At 65.6% G+C, this 20,754-nt stretch carries 19 protein-coding genes; 10 read left to right on the plus strand and 9 right to left on the minus strand.

What is annotated here, in order from left to right; genetic code table 11:
• Nucleotides 1–5 precede the first annotated feature (5 nt).
• From AC1MGT_RS00610 to AC1MGT_RS00620, 3 genes are all read right to left on the minus strand, one after another.
• Nucleotides 6–1,451 (minus strand): efflux transporter outer membrane subunit, encoded by a 1,446-nt coding sequence (locus AC1MGT_RS00610; protein WP_499502441.1) that lies wholly within the window; start codon nucleotides 1,449–1,451, stop codon nucleotides 6–8.
• Between the two features lie 117 nt (nucleotides 1,452–1,568).
• Nucleotides 1,569–2,498: a LysR family transcriptional regulator gene (locus AC1MGT_RS00615; RefSeq protein WP_499502442.1), complete on the minus strand. Its 930-nt coding sequence runs from the start codon at nucleotides 2,496–2,498 to the stop codon at nucleotides 1,569–1,571.
• Between the two features lie 49 nt (nucleotides 2,499–2,547).
• Entirely contained in the window at nucleotides 2,548–3,507 is a 960-nt protein-coding gene (locus AC1MGT_RS00620) for a chemotaxis protein (protein WP_332531768.1), read from the minus strand.
• Nucleotides 3,508–4,014: 507 nt separating this feature from the next.
• Between AC1MGT_RS00620 and AC1MGT_RS00625 the strand changes: the two genes are divergently transcribed.
• The 4 genes from AC1MGT_RS00625 (at nucleotide 4,015) to AC1MGT_RS00640 (ending at nucleotide 8,034) form a co-directional block, all read left to right on the plus strand.
• Nucleotides 4,015–4,215 carry a hypothetical protein gene (locus tag AC1MGT_RS00625; RefSeq protein ID WP_499502443.1) on the plus strand — a complete coding sequence of 67 codons (201 nt, stop codon included), beginning with the start codon at nucleotides 4,015–4,017 and terminating at the stop codon, nucleotides 4,213–4,215.
• A 20-nt stretch (nucleotides 4,216–4,235) separates the two neighbouring features.
• Nucleotides 4,236–4,994, plus strand: a complete 759-nt coding sequence (locus tag AC1MGT_RS00630; protein ID WP_499502444.1) for a hypothetical protein — start codon at nucleotides 4,236–4,238, stop codon at nucleotides 4,992–4,994.
• Nucleotides 4,995–5,105: 111 nt separating this feature from the next.
• Complete coding sequence (locus AC1MGT_RS00635) at nucleotides 5,106–7,148, plus strand: M13 family metallopeptidase (RefSeq protein WP_499502445.1); 2,043 nt, start codon at nucleotides 5,106–5,108, stop codon at nucleotides 7,146–7,148.
• 79 nt (nucleotides 7,149–7,227) lie between these two features.
• Complete coding sequence (locus AC1MGT_RS00640) at nucleotides 7,228–8,034, plus strand: hypothetical protein (protein ID WP_499502446.1); 807 nt, start codon at nucleotides 7,228–7,230, stop codon at nucleotides 8,032–8,034.
• A gap of 31 nt (nucleotides 8,035–8,065) precedes the next feature.
• Here AC1MGT_RS00640 and AC1MGT_RS00645 read toward each other — a convergent pair whose 3' ends face one another.
• On the minus strand, nucleotides 8,066–10,477 hold the full coding sequence (locus AC1MGT_RS00645) for a DNA polymerase II (protein WP_499502447.1): 2,412 nt from the start codon (nucleotides 10,475–10,477) through the stop codon (nucleotides 8,066–8,068).
• 1 nt (nucleotide 10,478) lies between these two features.
• Nucleotides 10,479–11,267 (minus strand): ferritin-like domain-containing protein, encoded by a 789-nt coding sequence (locus tag AC1MGT_RS00650; RefSeq protein WP_499502448.1) that lies wholly within the window; start codon nucleotides 11,265–11,267, stop codon nucleotides 10,479–10,481.
• 124 nt (nucleotides 11,268–11,391) lie between these two features.
• Between AC1MGT_RS00650 and AC1MGT_RS00655 the strand changes: the two genes are divergently transcribed.
• The gene (locus AC1MGT_RS00655; RefSeq protein WP_499502449.1) at nucleotides 11,392–11,766 is read left to right on the plus strand and encodes a hypothetical protein; all 375 of its coding nucleotides are present in this window, start codon (nucleotides 11,392–11,394) and stop codon (nucleotides 11,764–11,766) included.
• 19 nt (nucleotides 11,767–11,785) lie between these two features.
• Here the strand turns inward: AC1MGT_RS00655 and AC1MGT_RS00660 are convergent, their stop codons facing one another.
• Together AC1MGT_RS00660 and AC1MGT_RS00665 are read right to left on the minus strand one after the other, a co-directional pair.
• Nucleotides 11,786–12,571, minus strand: a complete 786-nt coding sequence (locus AC1MGT_RS00660; RefSeq protein ID WP_499502451.1) for a LytR/AlgR family response regulator transcription factor — start codon at nucleotides 12,569–12,571, stop codon at nucleotides 11,786–11,788.
• On the minus strand, nucleotides 12,568–13,659 hold the full coding sequence (locus AC1MGT_RS00665) for a sensor histidine kinase (RefSeq protein ID WP_499502453.1): 1,092 nt from the start codon (nucleotides 13,657–13,659) through the stop codon (nucleotides 12,568–12,570). Before AC1MGT_RS00665 ends, AC1MGT_RS00660 begins: the two co-directional genes overlap by 4 nt.
• Nucleotides 13,660–13,877: 218 nt before the next feature.
• Between AC1MGT_RS00665 and AC1MGT_RS00670 the strand changes: the two genes are divergently transcribed.
• The 3 genes from AC1MGT_RS00670 to AC1MGT_RS00680 all read left to right on the plus strand — a co-directional run bounded on the left by AC1MGT_RS00670 (nucleotide 13,878) and on the right by AC1MGT_RS00680 (nucleotide 17,340).
• The gene (locus AC1MGT_RS00670; protein WP_499502454.1) at nucleotides 13,878–15,011 is read left to right on the plus strand and encodes an alkene reductase; all 1,134 of its coding nucleotides are present in this window, start codon (nucleotides 13,878–13,880) and stop codon (nucleotides 15,009–15,011) included.
• Nucleotides 15,012–15,139: 128 nt separating this feature from the next.
• A complete protein-coding gene (locus AC1MGT_RS00675) occupies nucleotides 15,140–16,603 on the plus strand; it encodes a M28 family peptidase (RefSeq protein ID WP_499502455.1) in 1,464 nt (487 codons plus the stop codon).
• Complete coding sequence (locus tag AC1MGT_RS00680; RefSeq protein WP_499502456.1) at nucleotides 16,537–17,340, plus strand: MOSC domain-containing protein; 804 nt, start codon at nucleotides 16,537–16,539, stop codon at nucleotides 17,338–17,340. The genes AC1MGT_RS00675 and AC1MGT_RS00680 overlap by 67 nt, the downstream gene beginning before the upstream one ends.
• On the opposite strand, the gene AC1MGT_RS00685 is transcribed toward AC1MGT_RS00680, so the two are convergent.
• Nucleotides 17,285–18,238 carry a DMT family transporter gene (locus AC1MGT_RS00685; RefSeq protein WP_499502457.1) on the minus strand — a complete coding sequence of 318 codons (954 nt, stop codon included), beginning with the start codon at nucleotides 18,236–18,238 and terminating at the stop codon, nucleotides 17,285–17,287. The genes AC1MGT_RS00680 and AC1MGT_RS00685 overlap by 56 nt on opposite strands.
• Before the next feature lie 109 nt (nucleotides 18,239–18,347).
• Here AC1MGT_RS00685 and AC1MGT_RS00690 point away from each other — a divergent pair, with 109 nt between their 5' ends.
• Nucleotides 18,348–19,235: a LysR family transcriptional regulator gene (locus tag AC1MGT_RS00690; RefSeq protein WP_499502458.1), complete on the plus strand. Its 888-nt coding sequence runs from the start codon at nucleotides 18,348–18,350 to the stop codon at nucleotides 19,233–19,235.
• A gap of 113 nt (nucleotides 19,236–19,348) precedes the next feature.
• Nucleotides 19,349–19,768 (plus strand): hypothetical protein, encoded by a 420-nt coding sequence (locus AC1MGT_RS00695; protein WP_499502460.1) that lies wholly within the window; start codon nucleotides 19,349–19,351, stop codon nucleotides 19,766–19,768.
• Between the two features lie 88 nt (nucleotides 19,769–19,856).
• Here AC1MGT_RS00695 and AC1MGT_RS00700 read toward each other — a convergent pair whose 3' ends face one another.
• Nucleotides 19,857–20,753 carry an SMP-30/gluconolactonase/LRE family protein gene (locus AC1MGT_RS00700; RefSeq protein WP_499502461.1) on the minus strand — a complete coding sequence of 299 codons (897 nt, stop codon included), beginning with the start codon at nucleotides 20,751–20,753 and terminating at the stop codon, nucleotides 19,857–19,859.
• Between the last annotated feature and the right edge of the window lies 1 nt (nucleotide 20,754).

Below are 20,754 nucleotides of genomic sequence, written 5' to 3' on the forward strand. Positions count from 1 at the left end.
CGTTCTCAATGGATGGCGGCCTGAAAGCCTCCGCCGAGCGCCCGCACGAGATGCACGTCCAGCGTGTAGGCACGGGCCGCGAGGTCGGCCTGGCCACGGCGCTGCGCGACGACCTGGGTTTCGGCAATCAAGACCTGCACGAAGTTGCCCAGGCCCGCGCGGTAGCGCTGCTCGGCCAGCGCATAGGCTTCTTCGGCCGCGCCAAGCGCCGCGTCCTGCTCGCGCCGGCGTTCGCCCAGCCAGCGCAGCGACGTCAGTTGCGCACTCACGTCACGCAGCGCTTCGAGCACGGCGCCGTTGTACTGCGCGACGGCGAGATCGTAGTCGGCGTTGCGCGCCGCCAGATTGCTGCGCAGGCGCCCGCCGTCCAGCAGCGGCAAGGTCACGAGCGGACCGGCCGCAAACGTGCGGCTGCCCCCCTGCACCAGCCGGTCGAAGCCCAGGCTGGCCAGGCCACCCGAGACAGTCAGGTTCACGGTCGGATAGAACTGCGCTTTGGCGACGTCGATGTCGCCGCTGGCCGCTTCGACCTGCCAGCGCAGCGCCACCAGCTCCGGCCGGCGCCCGAGCAGCGCGGCGGGTATATCCGCCGGCACGCCCGGTGGCCGGGCCGGCGCCAGGTGCGGCCGCGCGATCGTCGCACCGGCATCCTGCCCCTGCCCGCTCAGGGCCGCAAGCTGGCCGCGCGTCAAAGCCAGCGCTTCGTCGAGCGCCGCGATCTCGCCGCGCGCCGCCGGCACGCCGATCTCGGCCTGCCGGAGCTCCGCTCGGCTGTCCAGTTGCGCCGCCACGCGCTGGCGCACCAGGTCAGCGATGCGGGTACGCTGGCGCAGCTCCTGTTCGGCCAGGTCGCGCCGCGTGTACAGGTGGTCCAGCTGCAGATAGGCTTGCACGACGGCGCCGGCAACGGCCAGACGCGCTGCCTGCGCTTCGGCCTGGCGTGCATTCACACGCCCGGCGGCAGCGGCCACGCCAGCTGCGTTCTTGCCCCAGAAATCCAGGTCGTAGCCGAGGCTGACGCCGAGGTCGTTCGCCCACTGCCAGCTGCCTGCAAGGGGTTTCGGTACGCTGCCGTTGTCGCTGTAGCGCTGGCGCACTGGATGCGCCGTGGCGCTGGCCTGCGGCGCCAGTGCAGCGGCCGCCAGGCCTTCAAGGGCGGCCGCCTGGCGCACGCGCGCCAGTGCGGCAGCAATCGTGGGGCTGGCCTCGCGCGCCCTGTCGACCAGTTGGTCGAGCTGCGGGTCGCCGTAGGCGCGCCACCAGTCCTGTGCGGGCCAGGGTGCAGGTGCAGATGTCGACAGCGCACGCATGGAATGTGCCGCCGCGTCGACATTCAGGCGCGCGGGCGTGGGCTGCGGCCCCATCGACACGCAGCCAGTCAGTAACAGGACCGCACCGCCCAGGGCCAGGCGGCATGCGCCCCGGCCCGACGTGCGTGTGGGTTGAAGCATGGTGTGCCTCGGCTTTTTCGGGAAGGCCGAAGCTTACGCGGCGCCGCCCGTGCCGGCCATGCCGCCAGGTGCATGCAGGTCATGCAGATTCTGCATGACCTGCATGCACCTGCTGCCTCAGGCGTCTGCGGATGCCGGGTCCGACGCCGTCAGCGTGGAGCGCACGAACGCGCGCAGCCACACATTGGCAGGATCGCGATGACTGCGCTCGTGCCAGTACAGCGCCAGATGCACGGGCGGCAGGTCGATCGGCAGGCGCGCCAGCACGAGGCCCAGGTCGCGCGCCAGCGGCCGGGCCAGGCGCAGCGGAATGGTGGCAATGGCGTCGGTATGCAGCGCGATGTGGGCCGCCGAGGTGTAACTGGGCACGTGACACAGGATGCGCGACGGTGCAAGCAGCGTCTCCAGCTTGCGCGTGACGGCCCCGTTGTGCTGGCTCGTCTGCTCCATCTCGATCAGCACGTGCCGGTGCGTCAGGTAGGCATCGCGATCGAGCTGGCCGGCGCACGGATGCCCGGCCCGCATCACGCACGCGTACTCGTCGGTCCAGAGCTTGCGCCGGCGAATATTGTTGACCAGTTGCGGGAAGCGGCCGATGGCCAGGTCAATGTGACCGCGTTCGAGCTGCGCCTCGATCGCACCGGGGTCGATGTGCACGCTGCGCAGTTGCAGGCCGCTGGCCCCATCTTCCAGGCGCGCCAGCCCGGCCAGCAACTGCGGCAGGATGTTCACGACGGCGCCGTCGACCATGTACAGGCCGAATGAGCGCTGCGCGGTGAGCGGATCGAAGACAGCAGGACCGCTGTCGAGTTCGCGTGCGGCGTCGAGCACGGCAGCGATCGGACCGGCCAGTTCCAGCGCGCGCGTCGTCGCGACCATGCGCTGGCCGGTGCGCACGAACAGCGGGTCGTCGAAGTGGGTACGCAAGCGGGCCAGCGCGCGGCTGACCGTGGGCTGGCTCATGCCAAGCAGTTCGGCGGTGCGGGTAAGGCTGCCCTCGCGCAGCAGGCTGTCGAGGATCAGTAACTGGGACAGGTCGGGAATCACGGCCGCATCATAGCACCGGGCCTGTGCGACGTGATTCCCCGTGGCTGGCTTAACCGCCCAGCACCTTGCGCAGCGTGCGCGACAGGTCTTCGGCCGAGAACTTGGCGACGTAGGCGTCGGCGCGCACGTTCTTGACGTGTTCCTCGTTGGTGGTGCCCGACAGCGACGAGTGGATCACCACCGGCAGGTTGCCGAAGCGCTGGCTCGACTTGATGTTGCGGGTCAGCGTGAAGCCATCCATCTCCGGCATCTCGAGGTCGGTCAGCACCATCGCGACGCGGTCGTAGACCGTACGGCCTTCGGCTTCGGCGGCAGTGGCAATCGCCCCCAGCTGATCCCAGGCTTCCTTGCCGCTCTTGGTCATGATGAACGGCAGACCCATCGCATCCAGACCCTGCTCGATCAGTGCGCGGGCGACGACCGAATCGTCGGCCGCCAGGATGACGCTTCCCGGCTTGATCGAGATCTTGTTGCCGACGGCCTGCGACAGGTCCTGGCGGTCCTGTTCCGGATTCAGACGGCGCAGGATGGTTTCCACGTCGAGCACCTGGGCCAGACGAGCCGGCTGGCCCTCGGCTTCCGGCAGGCGGGCAATGCTCGTGACCATGCCGGTGCCGGCGGTATTCTCGGCCGTCATCACCTGGCTCCAGTCGAGGCGCACGATTTCTTCGACGCTCTCGACGGCAAACGCCTGCGTGGTGCGCGCAAATTCGGTCACCAGCATGATGTTCAGACCCGTCTTGGGCGTGACACCGGTGATGCCCGGCAGGTCGAGCACCTGGATGATGTGGCCACGCAGGTTGACCACGCCCAGCACGTGCTGCGGGGCGCCGGCGACGGCAGTAATTTCAGGCATCGCCACGATCTCGCGGATCTTGAAGACGTTAATCCCGAACAGTTCGTTATGATTGCCCTCTGCATCGCCGCCGAGGCGAAACAGCAGCAATTCGAACTTGTTCGTCCCCGTCAGGTTGCTGCGCTCATCGACTTCTTGTTGTACCGATTTCATGGCTGATCCTGTCAAAATAGTGCTGTCCGGAAATCATTGTAGACGGGCTGCAGGTCCTTGGGCCATTACAGACCGAAAGCGTCGCAGATTTAGCGCCGGCCGGTGCAAAAAAACCACGAATTGTCACACCCGCCGTTCCGGACCGCCATACAGTCGCTCGCCGTCCGGTGGCCATGTGGCGAAGAATACACCCGAACCTGTGCGCATGCGCCCCCAGTCACCGCGCCTGCGATCACGCGCAACCGAGCACCGCTAGCGGACTGCCCACACCGGACAACGCAGTATTGACAGGAGATTTAGAACAGCGCCAGTATCGTCTGGAGGCGGATCAGGGATGGCGATTGCAGCACCCATTAGCGAACTCGTTGGTGGAAGGGACAACGCATGCATCTATATGGCAAATTCACCGTGTCAGCACTTGCCGCGACGCTCACGCTGTCCTCATGCGCCCAGCGACCGGCAGCTGTCGCTGGGCCGGCGGGATGGACCATACCGTGGCCAAACACGTTGACGCCCCTCGGCGACGGGTATCCAGCATCCGGTGCGCCCTGTCGGCGCGTCGGTGAAAGCGCGGCCACCATCGATTTCCTTGACCACACCACCATTCTCATCGGGTGCCCGACGCAAGACGACGCGATACAGCTCGGCGGCAAAGTGATCGCGACCGTCGACGGCATCACGCTGGTGTCGATACCGCTGCGCCCATGACAAGTGTATCCGGAGGCCCCATGCCGCATGCTCTTTTCGCTGCACTGTACACCATCTCCCTGCTGCTGGCAGCGCCCGCCACTGCGCAACAACAGACCGATGTCGTGTTTGCCCCTGGCCGCCATACCGTCACCCTGACCGGCGCGATCAAGGGGGATGCCGACCACGGCTACCTGGTCGCGGCGCGCGCAGGACAGATGCTGACGGTGGATTTCAAGCCGACCAATGCATCGGCGTACATCAACGTCATTGCGCCGGACAGCACCGGCGAAGCGCTGTTCGTGGGCTCCTCAAGCGGCAACCACTTCGCCGCGCCGGTGCCGGCCGACGGATCGTATCGTGTGCTGGTCTATCTGATGCGCAATGCCGCGCGCCGCAACGAGGTCGCCCGTTACACGCTGCGCATCGATCTTCGCGATGCGTCAGCAGCCGTCATGTCAGCCGCCAGCATGCCAGCCGCCACTGCGCCGTCCGCTGGCGACGCGCTGGTTCCCGGCACCCCCTACCACGCGACAGCAGACATCACCTGCACGACGTCGGCCGGCAGCAGGCCCGGCCCCTGCAAGGCAGGTGTCATTCGTCGCGCGGGCGGCACCACGACCATCGAGCTCACCACGCCCGACGGGGGCCACCGACGCATTTTCTTTAAAAATGGGCAGGCAACGGGCAGCGATGCCGCCGCCGGCCTGGATGTGCGACGACAAGGCGACCTCCAGATCATCCGGATCGGCGCCATCGAAGTCTATCGGGTCCCGGACGCGTTCGTCGTCGGCGGGTAAGCGCGCCGGCCATCGCAGCGTGCCTCAGTGTGCTTCACTGTGCTTCACTAAGCTTCACTGAGCTTCACTGAGCCACCGCCAGCGACTGCCAACCACTGTGGGAGAAGCGACATGAAACACATACTCCGTACTCTGTTCGCCTTGGCACTGACGTTCTGCTCGGGGTCGTGGGCGCTGGCCGCCCCCGCCGCAAAGGCCGCTATCGGTCAATGGGGTGTCGACACGGCCGGCCTGTCGACCACGGTGCAACCGGGCGACGACTTCTACCGCTATGTGAATGCCGGGTGGCTCAAGACCGCCACGGCCCCGCCCGGTCTGCCTGCCATCGACTCCTTCGTCGAAGTCTATTTGTCCACCGAACAACGCGTGGCCGGCATCGTCGCACAGGCGCGCGAAACGACGGGGGCGCCCGGCAGCCCCGAGCAGCTGATCGGCGACTTCCACCGCTCGCATGCCAACCGGGAGCGCCGCGACGCGCTGGGCATCACGCCGATTGCCAGCACGCTCTCGATCATCGCAGGCACCACCGACAAACGGGATCTGGCCCGGATCATGGCCTATCCCTGGATCGACGGCTTCTTTCCGGCCGGCCCCATGACCGATGCGGCCGTCCCGACGCGGCAGATTGCGGCGCTCGGCGTCGGTGGTCTGACCATGCCGTCGCGCGACTACTACCTGACCGAGGCCGAGCCGTATATCGGTCACCGCAAGGCCCTGCTCGACTACATCGCCGGGAGTTTTCGCCGCGCCGGTTTTGCCGACGCCGATGCCCGCGCCAGCAAGGTGCTGGCGCTGGAAACCGCGATCGCCAGGCGACACTGGACCGTGGCGCAGCGCCGTGACGTGGTCCGGATGAACCGTGTCATGACGCCAGGCGAACTGAAGAAATACGCGCCCGGCTTCCCCTGGGACACGTATCTGGCAGAACTGCAGTACAACAAGCAGCCCAAGTTCAAGGTCACCACCGATACGGCAGTGCGTGACCTGGCCCGGCTGTTCGCCGCCACGCCAGCCGCCGATCTCCAGACCTTCCTCGTCTTCAAGACGCTCGATGCATGGGCCGATTCGCTGTCGGAACCGTGGGTGCAGGCGCATTTCGATTTCCACAGCAAGCGGCTGCAGGATACGCCCCAGCGGCGGCCGCCCGAACTCGAAAGCATCATGGCGGTGGGTTCCGCGCTGGGCGAAGAGATCGGGCGTATCTACGTCGCCCAGTATTTCGGGGCCGCGGAACGCGCGCAGGTCGAAGAGATGGTGACCTATCTGCGCGCCACCTACCGCGACCGTATCAGCAAGCTCGACTGGATGGATGCGCCAACCCGCGCCGCGGCGCTGAACAAACTCGACAAGGTCACGCGCTACATCGGTTATCCCGAACGCTGGCATGACCGTTCAAACGTCCGCATTGCCGCCGACGACCTCGTGGGAAACTACCGCCGGCTGTTCGACTGGATGCGCGCCGATGACCTGCAAAAGCTGAATGAACCGACACGAAATTGGGAGTTTCCCTACAGCCCCCAGGAAATCAATGCGGGCTACACGCCATCGGCCAATTCCATCACGTTCCCTGCCGGGATACTCCAGCCGCCCTTTTTCGATCCGAACGCTGACGCAGCAGTGAACTTCGGTTCGATCGCGGCCGTCATCGGCCATGAATTCGGCCATGGGTTCGATGACCAGGGCAGTCGCTCTGACGGCGACGGGAAGCTGCGCGAATGGTGGTCAAAGGCGTCGCGCCGCCAATTCGAAAAGCGCACGCAAGATCTGGCCGTCCAGTTTGACGGGTACGAGGTGCTTCCCGGCCTGAAGATCAACGGCCGCCAGAACCTGGGCGAAAATATCGGCGACCTGGGCGGCCTGTCGGTTGCCTACGCGGCCTACCGCAGTTTCGTGCAAGAGAAACAGGGCGGCAATGCACCGATTCTCGATGGCTACACCGGCGACCAGCGCTTTTTCCTCGCCTGGGCACAACTCTGGCGCAACATCACGAGCGAGGGTGAAACACGCCGCCGCACGCTGGCCGACCCGCACAGCCCTGGCGAGTTCCGCGTCAATGGCATCGTGCGCAATATCGACGCCTGGTACAAGGCATTCAATATCAAGCCAGCCGACAAGCTGTATCTCGCGCCGGAAAAACGGGTGAAGATATGGTGAGCCGGATCTGGTGAACCGGATCTGGTGAACTACCCGATGCACTGGCTTTCTTTGACAGATGATTCCCGGGAGATCGCTGATGACGAAAACGATGAAGCAGCTTGTCGTGGCATGCGTGGCATTGGCCACTGCCGTGACGCCAACAGTGTCCATAGCCGCCAGCGCCGACGCCCTGCGCGATCTGGTAGGCGCCCGCGCTGCAGGTGGCGAGAGCGAACTCGAATCGAGGGGCTGGGTGTCGATCACCGGCCACCAGTCGGGCAGCGCTTCGTATACTTATTGGTGGAATGCCTCGCGCAAGCAGTGCGTGATGGTCAGGACCAGCGATGGCCGGTTCGCGGCAATCTCCGACGTGGCCAACGGCGACTGCAACCAGAAAGGTGACAGTAACAATGCGGCAGTCGCGATCGGCGCCGTCGGCGCCATCGCGCTCATCGCTGCGCTCGCGTCGCACAAGTCAGGTCACCACGACAATGGCCAGCACTACTCGGACCGGGAGCAGGAAGCCGATTACGAGCGCGGTCACAACGATGGCATGTACAACCAGCCGTACCACAATTATTCACGCACGGATGCCTACAGCGCCGGCTACGAAAGCGGCGTCCGGCAACGCGGCCAGAATTCATCCTACCGTGACGATCACCGCTGGGGCGGCGGTTATGCGCCGTCAGTGGATGTGTCCGACCTGAACGGCGCCCGCGCTTCGGGCGCCGAGAACAGCCTTGAGTCGCGCGGGTTCATCCGCGTCGATGGTTTCCAGTCGGGCGGCGATGGCAAAGGCACGATCTGGTGGAATGGCCGTACCCGACAGTGCCTTCAGGCCATCACCGTGGATGGCCGCGTCGACAGCCTGTCCGATATCGGCAGCCATCGGCGTTGTCGTTGAGGGTGCGGGGGCATCGGCATGGTTGCAGCACCTAGAACAACGCGCCCTGCCCACTGGTCAGATGGCGCGTGAGGTTTGCAAAACTGTCTCCCAAAAACGGCAGGATCGCGTCCGCGATGGGCTCGAGCTGGCGCGTCAGGTAATGCTCGTAATCGATCGGCGAGCGGCGCAGTTCCAGCGGCTCGGGCCCATCGTGCGTCATCACGTAACGGATCCAGCCGCCCTTGCGGTACAGCGCGTGGCGGCCATTACGCAGGTGGTGTTCGTCGGCCATGCGCGCCGCGCGCACGTGCGGAGGCACATTGCGTTCGTAGTCGTCCAGCGCCCGCCGCAGGCGCTTGCGGTACACCAGGTCGTCATCGCACTCGCCACGCAGCATCCGCGCCACCAGCTCGCGCACGAAGTCCTCGTACGGTTCGCCCTTGAAGATCCGTTCGTACAGGCCTTGCTGGAACTGCTGCGCCAGCGGCGTCCAGTCGCTGCGCACCGTTTCCAGGCCCTTGTAGACCATCTCGTCACCACCTTCAGGCGTGGTGGCCAGGCCGGCGTAGCGCTTCTTGCTGCCCTCGTCCGAACCGCGCACGGTGGGCATCAGGAAGCGCCGGAAGTGCACGTCGTATTCCAGTTCGAGCGCGCTCTCGATGCCCAGTTCATCTGCCAGATGCGTCTTCCACCAGCCGTTGACATGCTCCACCAGCGTGCGCCCGATGCGGCGCGCATCGTCTTCGGTATGCGCTCTGCCCAGCCAGACGAAGGTCGAATCGGTATCGCCGTAGATGACCTGGTAGCCCTGTTCTTCGATCAGCGCGCGCGTGCGGTGCATGATGTCGTGGCCGCGCATCGTGATCGACGACGCCAGGCGCGGGTCGAAAAAGCGGCAGCCCGTCGTACCGAGCACACCGTAGAAGGCATTCATGATGATCTTGAGCGCCTGCGACAGCGGCGCATTCTGCGCCTTCTTGGCCGCTTCCCTGCCAGCCCAGACTTGCGTGACGATGTTCGGCAGGCAGTGCCGGGTGCGCGAAAAGCGCCCGCCCCGGTAGCCGGGCACCGTGGTCTCTTCGGGCTCGCGCAGGCCCTCGATCAGGCCCAGCGGGTCGATCAGGAAGGTGCGGATGATCGACGGGTACAGGCTTTTGTAGTCCAGCACCAGCACCGAGTCATACAGGCCCGAGCGTGAATCCATCACGAAGCCACCCGGGCTGTCGGCGCCCTCGACGTCGCCGATATTCGGCGCCACCCGGCCCTGGCGGTGCAGCAGCGGCATGTACAGGTGCTCGAACGCGGCCACCGAACCGCCGCTGCGATCGGCCGCCAGCCCCGTCACGCTGGCCCGCTCGAGCAGGAAGTCCAGCAGCCGGGTCTTGTCGAAGATGCGGGTGACCAGCTCGCAATCCATGACGTTGTAATAGGCCAGCGCCGGCTTGTCCTCGTTGAACATGCGGTCGATTTCGGCCATGCGGTCATGCGGATTGTCGATCGCCTTGCCAACGCCCAGCAGCGTGCGCGAGACGTTTTCAAGGCTGAACGACGGGAAGGTCCAGGTGGCCGAATGCAGCGCATCGATACCATCGATGACGAGGCGCCCGGCGATGCAGATGAAGTAGTGTTCCTGACCGCTACCTTTACCACCGCCTTTGCCACCAGCTTCGCGCCACTCGATCGCGCTGCCGTCGCGCCCCAGCCGCAGCGGACGCTTCATGCCCTCGGCATGGCGCTGCAGCACGCGCATGTCGAACTGGATCACGTTCCAGCCGATGATCGCGTCGGGGTCGTGCTGCACGAACCACGCTTCCATGCGATCGAGCAGTTCGCGCCGCGTGGCGCAGTAGGCGAGATCGTAATCGCGCGGGCCATCGATGCCATTCGGTGGTCCCAGCATGTACACCTGGCGCTGCCCGCAGCCTTCGAGCGCGATCGAACGCAGCTCGCCCTGGAACGTGGTCTCGATATCGAGCGACACGGTGCGGATGGTCGGTCGATAGCCGGGCGCGGGCTTCATCACGCCATCGACCAGCAACTGCGGATTGCCCTCCACCGGCTGACCTGCAAACACGACGGGCGCGGTGATGAAACGCTCCATCAGGTAGCGCTCGGGCGGGCGCACGTCGGCCTCGAACACGTCCAGGCCATGCTGGCGCAGGCGCCGCTCGATCTGCATCAGCTGGCGGTATTTGCGGCAGTACAGGCCGGCGACGGGCCGGTGTTGAAAATCGAGCAGGTCGAGCGGGCGCAATTCCCAGCCCCGTTCATCCTGCAGCAGCTGTTCGACCGTGCCGCGCTGCGCTTCGGGAATGAAGGCGACCGGGGTCTGCACAGGAATGCGCACGCAGCGCGGCCCGGCGTCGGTCGCGAGCCAGAACTCGACTTCGCAGCCGGCAGGCGTGTCGCGCCAGTGGCGCGTCAGCAGAAAGCCGGTGCTGTCCGACGCCGCATCGTCCATGTCAGCGATAGCGTTCCAGCTCGGCCTCGGAAAAGCCGGCCGCACGGCGCCCTTCAATATTGAATGGGCCCTTGAGCACGGGCGCCTTGTAGCGCACGGTGAGTTCGTCGTAGGTGGCGATCGGCTCGAGGCCGCGTGCCAGGCACAGTTCGAGGTACCAGCGGTTGCCGATTTCGACGTGCCCCACTTCGTCGACCAGCAGGCGGTCGAGGATCAGCGCCGCAGCCAGGTCGCCCGCCTGTGCGATCTTCTTGCGCAGCGGCGGGATCGCGTCCAGGCCGCGCGCTTCGAGCGTGCGCGGCACCAGCGCCATGCGCGCCAGCACGTCGTCACTGGTCTTGGCGACCATTTCCCACAGGCTGTCGTGGCCCGGGAAGTCGCCATAGGCGTAACCGAGCGTGCCCAGATGGTTACTGAGCATCGTGAAGTGCAGCGCCTCTTCGTCGGCCACCAGCAACCAGTCGAGATAGTATTGCTCGGGCATCCCGTCGAAGCGCCACAGGGCATCAAGCGCCAGATTGACGGCATTGAACTCGATGTGCGCCAGCGCGTGGACCAGCATCGCGCGCCCTTCCGGCGTGCCCATCGAGCGGCGGCCCACCTGCAGCGGCGGCACCAGTTCAGGGCGCAGCGGACGGCCAGGGATGCCGGGCGGCGCCGTCATGACGGCCTGAGTGTCGATGGCGACCTGGCCGGCCTTGCTCGCAGCAGACAGCGCGGCGACCGCCCTGGCTTTGGCGGCGGGGTCGGCGTCGAGCAGTGCGTGCAGCGCGGCGGCGCGGAGTTCCATGGTGTGGCCTAGCAAATCGAGAGCAGCATTTTACTCAATCTACCGTCGTTGATGGTTCCCAATTCATCCGCAACCATGGTTTGGGATACTCCACATCGAGAAACTGCCGGGACATCTACAACATATGCGCTTCTGTCTCTACATTGTCCTGATCGCAGCCTTGCTCGCCGGCTGTCGCGATTCTGTCGAAGACCAGGCAAACAAGCTCGGTGACCGTGAGCTTACAACGGATGTCTGGGCCACGGCCTCTAGCTTGCAGCGCGGAGAGATGACGGCATCGCTGCTAAAGAAACATGATTTGAAGCGGGCGAACGGCAGTGACATCGTGGCACTGCTTGGCCGCCCTACTGGCTACTACGACGATGACACCAACCCTGCATACGTCGTCGGGCCAGCAACCGTCGAGAGCGTGTATACAAAAGGCTATTTGCTGGTGTTTGAAACCGACAAGGACAACGGCAAGGTCGAGCGCATATTCTTCGTGCCGGCCGTCGCGTGATGTCGCAGCGCCAATCCCGCTACATCTGTCTGAACAGATGCGCATACACCGGACTGACACGCGGCTTTTCGGGCCGGCCGCGCAACGTCAGCATCACCTTGCCCAGATCATCCCGCACCGCACTGGTCACGCATCCCATATTGACCACCGTGCTGCGGCTCACCTGGCGAAACTGCGCGCTGTCGAGCTGCGGAAGCAATTCCTTCAGCGGCACCCGGATCAGCGCTTCGGCGTCCGCGGTGACCACATTGACATACTTGTCGATTGCCTGGAAGTACACGACGTCGGGCACCGGAATCATGCGCACCGCGTTGCCGACCGCCGCCCGGATCGTCGTCAGGCGCTCGCCTGGTGCAGCGCGTGGCGCCAGCGCCTGCAACTGCCCGAGCAACTGGCCCAGTGCATCCGGCGCCAGCGCCGTGCGCGCGGCCAGCGCCCCACGCAGGCGTTCCACGGTCTTGCCCAGCCGCGCGCTGCTGACCGGCTTGAGCACGTAGTCGAACGCCGCGTGCTCGAATGCCTGCACCGCGTAGTCATCAAACGCGGTGACGAACACGATGTGCGGAAACGGCGCCGGTCCCTCCCAGCGCTCGGCCAGTTCTTCGGCCACTTCCAGACCGCTCTGGCCCGGCATGCGGATGTCCAGGAACAGCACGTCCGGTCGCAGCGCCAGGGCCTGCTCCACAGCGACCACGCCGTTGGGTGCGGTCGCGACGATGTCGAGGCCGTGCCACAGGCCCTGCAGTGTCCTGGCCAGCGTGGCGGCCAGGATCGGTTCATCTTCGGCAATCAGTGCACGGGTCATTGTTCGAACTCCAGAGGCAGGGTCAATCGGGCCAGCGTACCTTGCGGCTGCGCCGGATTCAAGGTCATCGATGCGCGCTCACCATACAGGGCGTCGAGTCGTTCACGCGTCGTGGCCACGCCGACGCCGCTGCCACGCCGCGCATGCGCGTTGCCAAGCCCCAGGCCGGTATCCCGAACGTCGAGCACCAGGCTGTCGCCTTCGATCGCCGCGCTGATGGTGATCTCGCCGCCATCGATCTTCGGCTCCACGCCGTGCACGATCGCGTTCTCGACCAGGGGCTGCAACAGCATCGTGGGCAGGCGCGCGGTGCGCAGCGCCGGCGGCAGGTCGAGCCGGTAGCGCAGCCGTTCACCCATGCGCACGCCCATCAGGCCCAGGTACGCCCCCATTGCGGCAAATTCCTGTTCGAGCGTCGTGGTCTCGCTGCGCGATACGCTCAGCGTGGCGCGCAGATACTGGATCAGCTGGTCGAGCATGTCGCTGGCCCGCGCCGGGTCGAGCGCGATCAGCCCCTGCAGATTGGCCAGCGTATTGAACAGCATGTGCGGCTCGATCTGCGCCTGCAGCAGGCGCAGCTGCGCCTGCAACGCTTGCCGCTCGATGATCTGCGCGCGCAGGTGCGCCTCGGCCTGCTCTTCCTGGGCACGCCGCATCCGTTCGCGGTTCCTGATCAGCACGACCATCAGTGTCGTGCCCAGGAAGGTGAAGATGATCATGCTGATGCGGTCCACGCTCGGATATTCCGCCAGCGTCGGCGTACGTATGCCGAGCAACAGCCCGGCCGTGTACAGGCCGGTGAAATGGGCAACTGGCGCTGCCAGCACCGCCAGCACGCCGAACATCGCCCATTCGCGCAGGCGCCAGACCGGCCGCTTGATGAACAGCAGGCGCCCGCCATACACGATCGTGAAGGCCACGATGCCGATCAGGACCGACACCAGCATGTTTTCGAGGAAGCGCCCCGTGACCAGACTGATGAAACACGCCAGCAGCACGCTGATGCCGATCGACAGCGGCAAATCGGTCAGCAGGCGTCGCAGGCGCGCACGTCGTTGCTGGTGGATCGGCGGGGAGAGGCTGGCCATGCGGACTCGCTTCAAAAAATAACGGTAATTAGCACAGGGACAGTCCATTGTGCCGAGACGGCGTGCCAGCGGCAAGAGGCGGCGCGACGAACTGGCGTAAGGCGGGAGTGAACCCGGCCCCACAGAGCGCGATGGCCCGATTCGCTAGCGTGCCCATCATTCCATTCCGCAAATTCATTTATGCTGGCCGCATCCATCCACGACGCTATAAGGACGCCATGCACCAGTTATTCTCGCCATTCAAGCTCGCTTCTCTTTCCCTCGTCAACCGTATCGTGATGGCGCCCCTGACCCGGGCGCGTGCGCCGGACGACGTCGCCACTGAAACCGTGGCGCTGTACTACACCCAGCGCGCCACCGCTGGCCTGATCGTCAGCGAAGGCACGCCCATTTCCCGCGAAGGCCAGGGTTACCTGTTCAATCCCGGCATCTACACCCCGGCGCAGATCGCCGGCTGGCGCCTGACGACCCAATCCGTGCACGCCGTCGGCGCAAAGATGTTCGCGCAGCTCTGGCACGTGGGCCGCGTGTCGCACCCGAGCATTCAGACCGATGGCATCGATCCGGTCAGCGCCAGCTCGAAAACCGCGCAAGGCGCCATGGCCTACGGTGTCAAGGATGACGGCACGCCGGGCATGGTGGCCACCACCCAACCGCGCCAGCTTGCGACCGGCGAGGTGGCGCGCGTGGTGCAGGATTTTGCCAACGCCGCCGCCAATGCCATCGAGGCCGGTTTCGACGGGGTCGAGATCCACGGCGCCAATGGCTATCTGCTGGAGCAGTTCCTCAACCCGCTGGTCAATGACCGCGACGACGAGTACGGCGCGGCCACGATGGACAACCGCCTGCGCTTTGCCCTGGCCGTCGTCGACGCTGTCGTTGCCCGCATTGGCCGCGAACGCGTGGGCATCCGCCTGTCGCCCTACGGCCGCCTGTTCGACATGCCGCTGTACGACGACATCGACGCAACCTATACGGCGCTGGTCGCCGCGCTGGGCGAACGCCGCATCGCCTATGTCCACATCATGGACCAATCCGGCTACGGCATGGGCGACAAGGCGTCTGGACCAACCGTCTCCGACAAGATCCAGGACTTGCTGCGCGCCTTCCGGCCCACGCTGCCCGACACTGCACTGATCCTGGCTGGCGGCATGACGCGCGAACGCGCCGACAAGATGATCGACGATGGCGTGATCGACCTGGCCGCGTTCGGCCAGATGTTCATCTCGAACCCCGACCTGGTGGCGCGCCTGCGCCACGGCTGGCCACTGGCCGAGCCGGACCGCAGCACGTACTACGGTGGCGACGCCAGGGGCTATATCGATTACCCGCCGTACGCTGCCCAAGGCTGATCGCATGGTGGGCTGAAACGGGATGCGCCATCGCGGCGCTCTCACCGGGTGGATGCACATATCACGGTTGACCCAATTCCCCCCACCATGTCATATTGCCATCCTCATCAATCCACGGAAGTCCTCGCATGCGTCACCTTGCCTCCGCGCTGTCCATTTCCATCGCCCTCGCCCTGACCGGGTGCGCCACCTCGGCCCAAGGGCCGCAGGCTTCAGGGCGCGATGCGCTGACCTCCAGCATCTCGGCCGACTCGCTGCGCGGCCACCTGTCGTTCCTGTCCTCCGACCTGCTCGAAGGGCGCGGCACACCGTCGCGCGGTGTTGACCTGGCAGCCGAATACATCGCGGCGCAGTTCCGCCGCGCGGGGCTCGAGGCAGTTGGCGACGACGGTTACTTCCAGACCGCGAACTGGCAATACGCCAAGCGCAGCCCGCAGGACATCGCCTTGACCGTGACGGTCGGCGGCAAGACCATGACCCTTGACGGCACGGGCGTATCGGCCAACTTCGTCGATCCAGTCACGCTGGCGCGCACCCCTGCCGTCTTCATGACCTGGCAGGCGGCGCTGGACGATCCGGACAAGGCCAATGGCAAGGTACTGGTCGTACCGGCCGCTGCGATCCCCGGCGCGGGCGCCGCGCTGCAAGCCAAGCTGAAAAGCAAGCCGGCGCTGATCGTGCTGATCGACCGCGAACGCCGTCAGGCCCGCACACAGGGCGGCTGGCTGATCGACCCGGGCGTGGCAGTGACAAAAGGCGGCGCGCCGGTCGTGCTGGTGCATGCGGCCGATGCCGCGACCGCACTCGAACAGGGCGGCGCCACCGTCGCCGCGAAGATCGTCGCACCCGAGATCGCGCCGACCAAGCTGCGCAACGTGATCGGCGTGCTGCGCGGTTCGGACCCGGCCCTGAAAAGCACCTACGTGATGCTCAGCGCGCACTACGACCACCTGGGCATCCGCGATGGCGAGATCTTCAACGGCGCCAACGACGATGGCAGCGGCACCGTCTCGGTCATCGAGATCGCCGCGAGCATGGCGGCGCAAAAGGAACGCCCGCGCCGCAGCATCGTGTTCGTCGCGCTGTTCGGCGAAGAACTGGGTCTGCTCGGCTCGCGCTACTATGCAAAGCATCCCGTGTTCCCGCTGAAGGACACCGTGATGAACCTGAACCTCGAGCAGCTTGGCCGCACCGACGACAGCGAAGGCCCGCAACTGCGTTCGGCCACGATGACCGGCTTTGACTATTCGACCGTGGGCACGACGCTGCAACGCGCAGGCGAGCAGACCGGCATCCGCTTCTGGAAGCACCCGACCAACAGCGACCGCTATTTTGCACGCAGCGACAACCAGGCGCTGGCCGATGCCGGCGTGCCGGCCCATACGCTGTGCGTGGCGTTCGGCTTCCCCGATTACCACGGCAAGGACGACACCTGGGACAAGGTCGACTACGACAACCTGGCCAGCGTGAACCGCATGATCGCCGTGGCGCTGCAGGACATCGCCAACGATCCGGTCAAGCCGGCGTGGACGGCCGTGCCCAACGCAGCCAAGTACCGCGCCGCGGCGGCGGCACTGCAAGCGCCGAAGTAACGCTGACCGATGATGGTGACCCGGTGAAGCTGGCCAGCCTGTCGCTCCGTCCGACTGGCAGCGCCGCGCCGCAGGCGGTCGAGCGACTCGTGCTCGTGGCCGGCGCGGGGATCGATGGCGACCGCCACCGCGACCCGGCTTCACCGCGCCAGCTGCTGCTGGCGAGCAGCGCGACCTATGCTGATTTGAATCTCGCTCCCCACGCGCTGCGCGAGAACCTGCTGTTCGATACCCCCATCGACGCCCTGCCCTCCGGCACCGTGCTGCAGATCGGGGACGGGGCGCAGCTACGCCTGATGTTCGCATGCGAAGCATGCGGCCGGCTCGACCTGCACGGCGCGCACGTCGCCGCCAGGATTGGCGCCCGACGTGGCGTGCTGGCGCGCGTCGTGCAAGGCGGTGTAATCCGTGCCGGGGATACCGTACGCGACCTGGGCCCATTGCTGCCCGCGTGGTCAGATGACTGGCACGAACGCGTGGCCCAGGTGATCGACGCAATGCCGCCCGACACCGTGATCGACTACGCGCTACTGGCGCGCCTGGCCGGCATCCAGTCGACCTACTGCCGCGCGTTCCCACGCTTCTTGGCGTCACTTGGGCCGGCGTATGCGGCCCGGGCTGTTCCGGCGCGGACCATCTCGCCCTTGCCGCGCTGGGATGGCCACGGCTTGTTCGACGCCGTCATGCCGACGCCCGTTTCGGTGCAGCCGTCGCCGCCGGCGTCGCCTTCGGCTTGAGCCGCGCCACACCCAGGATCACCAGCGCCAACCCGCCCAACTGGAATACTGACAACGGCTCTCCCAGCAGCAGCCACGAAGCGAACACCGTCAGTACCGGGCCGAGATTGCCGATCGCCGCCGTCCGGGATGCGCCGAGGCGGGCAATCGCCAGCGACAGCCAATAGATCGGCACCACGGTCGATACGACGGCCATCAGGCTGCTATTGAGCCAGACCGCTGGCGGCAGCGTCGTGAGGGCGGCGCGATTGCCGGCCAGCGCGAAATGCAGCAGGACGAACAAGCACGATGCGCTGCCTGCCAGGCCTGCCAGGCGCATCGCGCCGATCCGCTTGACGACAGCGCCGGTGCCGACGAAGTACAGCGCGTACGCTACGGCACTGGCAAAGACCCATGCAGCACCGGTCAGGAGCTCGCCGCTCATGCCGGTCACGTGCAGGTCGTGGATGAAGCCGACGCCGAGGCCCAGGTAACAGATGCCCAGCGCCTGCAAGGTACGGCTCGACGGGTACTGCTTGGTGAGACAGACCTGGAACAACAGCACCAGCGTCGGGTACAGGTACAGGATCAGACGTTCCAGCCCGGCCGTGATGGTTTCGAGGCCGTAGAAATCGAACAGGCTCGCCAGGTAATAGCCGAAGAAACCCAGGGTTGCGATGTGCAGCCAGTCCTTCGGCGTCAACCGCGCTGCCTGCGGATCGCGCGCCATCCAGGCCAGGCCCAGGAACAGCGGCAGTGCAAAACCCATGCGCAGCGCCAGCATGGTCAATGCATCCACCGGCGCGGCTGCGTAGCCCAGCTTGACGAACACCGCCTTCATGCTCATTCCCGTGGCGGCCAGAATCGCATACAGCCGGCCGTCCTGCGCCCAGCGGCGCACCCGTGTCCAATCACTCATCGTCGTCGCAGCCGTTGTCACCACATCCTCAAGACCTTATTCTGCCGCGAAACAAGACGGGCTAGAATGCGCCAATACTGAACCAGGCCTTCGCCGAACGAGAAACCCCATGCACATCGACCTGACCGACCTTCGCCTGTTACTGGCCATCGAGGCCGCTGGCAGCCTGAGCAAAGCCGCCGAACGCTTCCCCATCGCCCTGTCCGCGGCCAGCAACCGCCTGCGCGGGTTCGAGCAGGACACCGGCATTGTCGTATTCACTCGCTCGGCGGCCGGCATGACGCCCACGCCCTCAGGGCGCTTCATCCTCGAACGGGCCGCGCGCATCGTCAATGAAACGGAGCAGTTGCGCGAGACCGTGCGCGACCTGCGCGGCGGGCGCCGCACGTCGGTGCACCTGGCCGGCACCACAGTGGCGATCAGCACCTTCCTGCCAGCGGCCCTTGGCGAGTTTCTGGCCGATTACCCTGAAGTCGATCTGCAACTGGACGAACGTGCCAGCCGCGATATCGTGGCGGCGGTACGTGCCGGCGAGATCGAGCTGGGCATTTTCGATGGGAACGTGGCGACCGGCGAGATGATCTCGCTGCCGTTTCGCAGCGATCGCCTGGTGCTGCTGGTGCCGGCCGGCCATGCGCTGGCGCAGCGCGCGACGATGAAGCTGCGGGACGCTTTCGAATACGCGTTCGTGTGCCTGCCGCCGGAACGACCGATGCAGCATTTTATTGAAGCGCGGGCGGTCCACAATGGCCGGCCGTTGAAGGTGCGGGTACGGGCGCCGAGCTTCGACGCCATCGCCCAGCTGGTGGCACGGGATGTCGGCATCGCCATGCTGCCCGAGGTGGCCGCCATCCGCTTTGCCCGCGAACTGTCCGTCGCCATCGTCGCGCTGGACGACGCATGGGCAAACCGGGAACTTCGCGTCTGTGTCGCCGATCCCACATCATTGTCGCCACACGCTGAATTGTTGTTAAGTTATCTAGCGCACAGCCGATGAGTTTCGGAAATGTTTTAATACGTTTGTCGCGCACGATTGCGGTCGGGGCGTGAGTCAAAGAATTAGCAGCTGGTGTAAGCTAAACGACAACATTTAATTTTAAGGAGCACCCCATGAAAACCACGATTACCATTTCTGCCCTGATGCTGAGCGTCGCGATGCTGGCCGGTTGCAACAAAAACGACAATATGGGCCCTGCACAGGAAGCCGGCGCTGCCGTCGACAACGCAGGCGCAACCGTCGCTCAAGAGTCGAAAGAAGCCGTCGCCGCTGCTGATGCAGCTGCTGAACGCGCTGGCGACAAGCTGGAAGTTGCAGCTGACAAAGCTGAAGCCAATCTGGACGCTGCTGGTCAGCGTATCGACGCCGCTACTGACCGTGCCGGTGCACGTATCGAAGCTGCTGGCGCCGAAGTGCGTCAGGAAAGCCGCGAAGCTGCTGCTGCCGCTAAAGAAGCCACCAGCGACGCAACCGCTGCTGCTGGCCGTAGCGTCGAGCGCGCTGGCGAAAAAATGCAGGACGCTTCGAAGTAATTCATCTGAATTAGTTCGATCAGCAGTCGTGTAATGCGCAAGCCGCGACCCGGGCAACCGGTGTCGCGGCTTGTTCACATTCAGCCGTTCAAACGGGGAATGGCGTCTCGGCGATCCCCTGCACGCCCGGTCGCAGGATGACGACCGAACCGGCGTCGCCACCAGGATTGCCTGTCCCTGCCGGATCGATCGACGTCACGAGCAGCAGATCCAATGCCGGGCCGCCAAATGCGCACATCGACGGCTTGGCCATCGGCAGCGCAATTTCACGATCGAGCTTGCCTTGCGGCGTGAAGCGCTGCACCACACCGCCATCGTTGGCGCAGCTCCAGTAGCAGCCATCGACGTCGACCGCCGCCCCGTCGGGCCGGCCCCGTTGCCCCGTCAGGTCGAGAAATACGCGTTGGTTGCTCGGCAGGCCGGCATCGGGATCGTAATCGTAGGCCCACACGAGGCGCCGCTGCGGATGCGAATCCGACAGGTACATCGTGCGGCCATCGGGAGACCAGGCCAAGCCATTTTGCGTCAGCAGGTTCCGAACGACAGGCCCATGCAGGCCTTCAGCGGTGCTGTAGCGATACAGCCCGCCCACCGCGCGCGCGGCGCCCATGTCCATGAACATGGTGCCGCTCCAGAACCGGCCCTGGCGGTCGCAGCGCCCGTCGTTGAAACGCATGCCCACGCCCAGTTCCGCCTCAGGTGGCGCGGCCAGGCGGCGTGCATCGACCGTTCCATCGGCCCCCAGCGTCAGGCGAAACACGCCCGTTTCCATGCCGGCGATCAGGCCGCCGTTGCTGTCCGCGGCAATGCAGGCCACCATTTCAGGCGCCGTCCAGTGCTGCAAAGCGCCGCTGGCATGGTCGCTGCGCCAGATGCGGCGCGCAGGGATGTCGACCCAGTACCAGGCAGCCTGCTCCGCATGCCACAGCGGGCTCTCACCGGTGGCGCAATGCACGTCCCCGACGCGTTCGACTTCAGCCGACATC

Source organism: Telluria sp. BA11 (assembly GCF_056680305.1).

Excerpts from the sequence above, each read along its gene's own strand:
- AC1MGT_RS00610 (WP_499502441.1), bottom strand. The coding sequence starts at position 1,451 with ATGCTTCAACCCACACGCACGTCGGGCCGGGGCGCATGCCGCCTGGCC.
- AC1MGT_RS00620 (WP_332531768.1), bottom strand. The coding sequence starts at position 3,507 with ATGAAATCGGTACAACAAGAAGTCGATGAGCGCAGCAACCTGACGGGG.
- AC1MGT_RS00630 (WP_499502444.1), top strand. The coding sequence starts at position 4,236 with ATGCCGCATGCTCTTTTCGCTGCACTGTACACCATCTCCCTGCTGCTG.
- AC1MGT_RS00635 (WP_499502445.1), top strand. The coding sequence starts at position 5,106 with ATGAAACACATACTCCGTACTCTGTTCGCCTTGGCACTGACGTTCTGC.
- AC1MGT_RS00640 (WP_499502446.1), top strand. The coding sequence starts at position 7,228 with ATGACGAAAACGATGAAGCAGCTTGTCGTGGCATGCGTGGCATTGGCC.
- AC1MGT_RS00645 (WP_499502447.1), bottom strand. The coding sequence starts at position 10,477 with ATGGACGATGCGGCGTCGGACAGCACCGGCTTTCTGCTGACGCGCCAC.
- AC1MGT_RS00650 (WP_499502448.1), bottom strand. The coding sequence starts at position 11,267 with ATGGAACTCCGCGCCGCCGCGCTGCACGCACTGCTCGACGCCGACCCC.
- AC1MGT_RS00655 (WP_499502449.1), top strand. The coding sequence starts at position 11,392 with ATGCGCTTCTGTCTCTACATTGTCCTGATCGCAGCCTTGCTCGCCGGC.
- AC1MGT_RS00660 (WP_499502451.1), bottom strand. The coding sequence starts at position 12,571 with ATGACCCGTGCACTGATTGCCGAAGATGAACCGATCCTGGCCGCCACG.
- AC1MGT_RS00665 (WP_499502453.1), bottom strand. The coding sequence starts at position 13,659 with ATGGCCAGCCTCTCCCCGCCGATCCACCAGCAACGACGTGCGCGCCTG.
- AC1MGT_RS00670 (WP_499502454.1), top strand. The coding sequence starts at position 13,878 with ATGCACCAGTTATTCTCGCCATTCAAGCTCGCTTCTCTTTCCCTCGTC.
- AC1MGT_RS00675 (WP_499502455.1), top strand. The coding sequence starts at position 15,140 with ATGCGTCACCTTGCCTCCGCGCTGTCCATTTCCATCGCCCTCGCCCTG.
- AC1MGT_RS00685 (WP_499502457.1), bottom strand. The coding sequence starts at position 18,238 with ATGAGTGATTGGACACGGGTGCGCCGCTGGGCGCAGGACGGCCGGCTG.
- AC1MGT_RS00690 (WP_499502458.1), top strand. The coding sequence starts at position 18,348 with ATGCACATCGACCTGACCGACCTTCGCCTGTTACTGGCCATCGAGGCC.
- AC1MGT_RS00695 (WP_499502460.1), top strand. The coding sequence starts at position 19,349 with ATGAAAACCACGATTACCATTTCTGCCCTGATGCTGAGCGTCGCGATG.
- AC1MGT_RS00700 (WP_499502461.1), bottom strand. The coding sequence starts at position 20,753 with ATGTCGGCTGAAGTCGAACGCGTCGGGGACGTGCATTGCGCCACCGGT.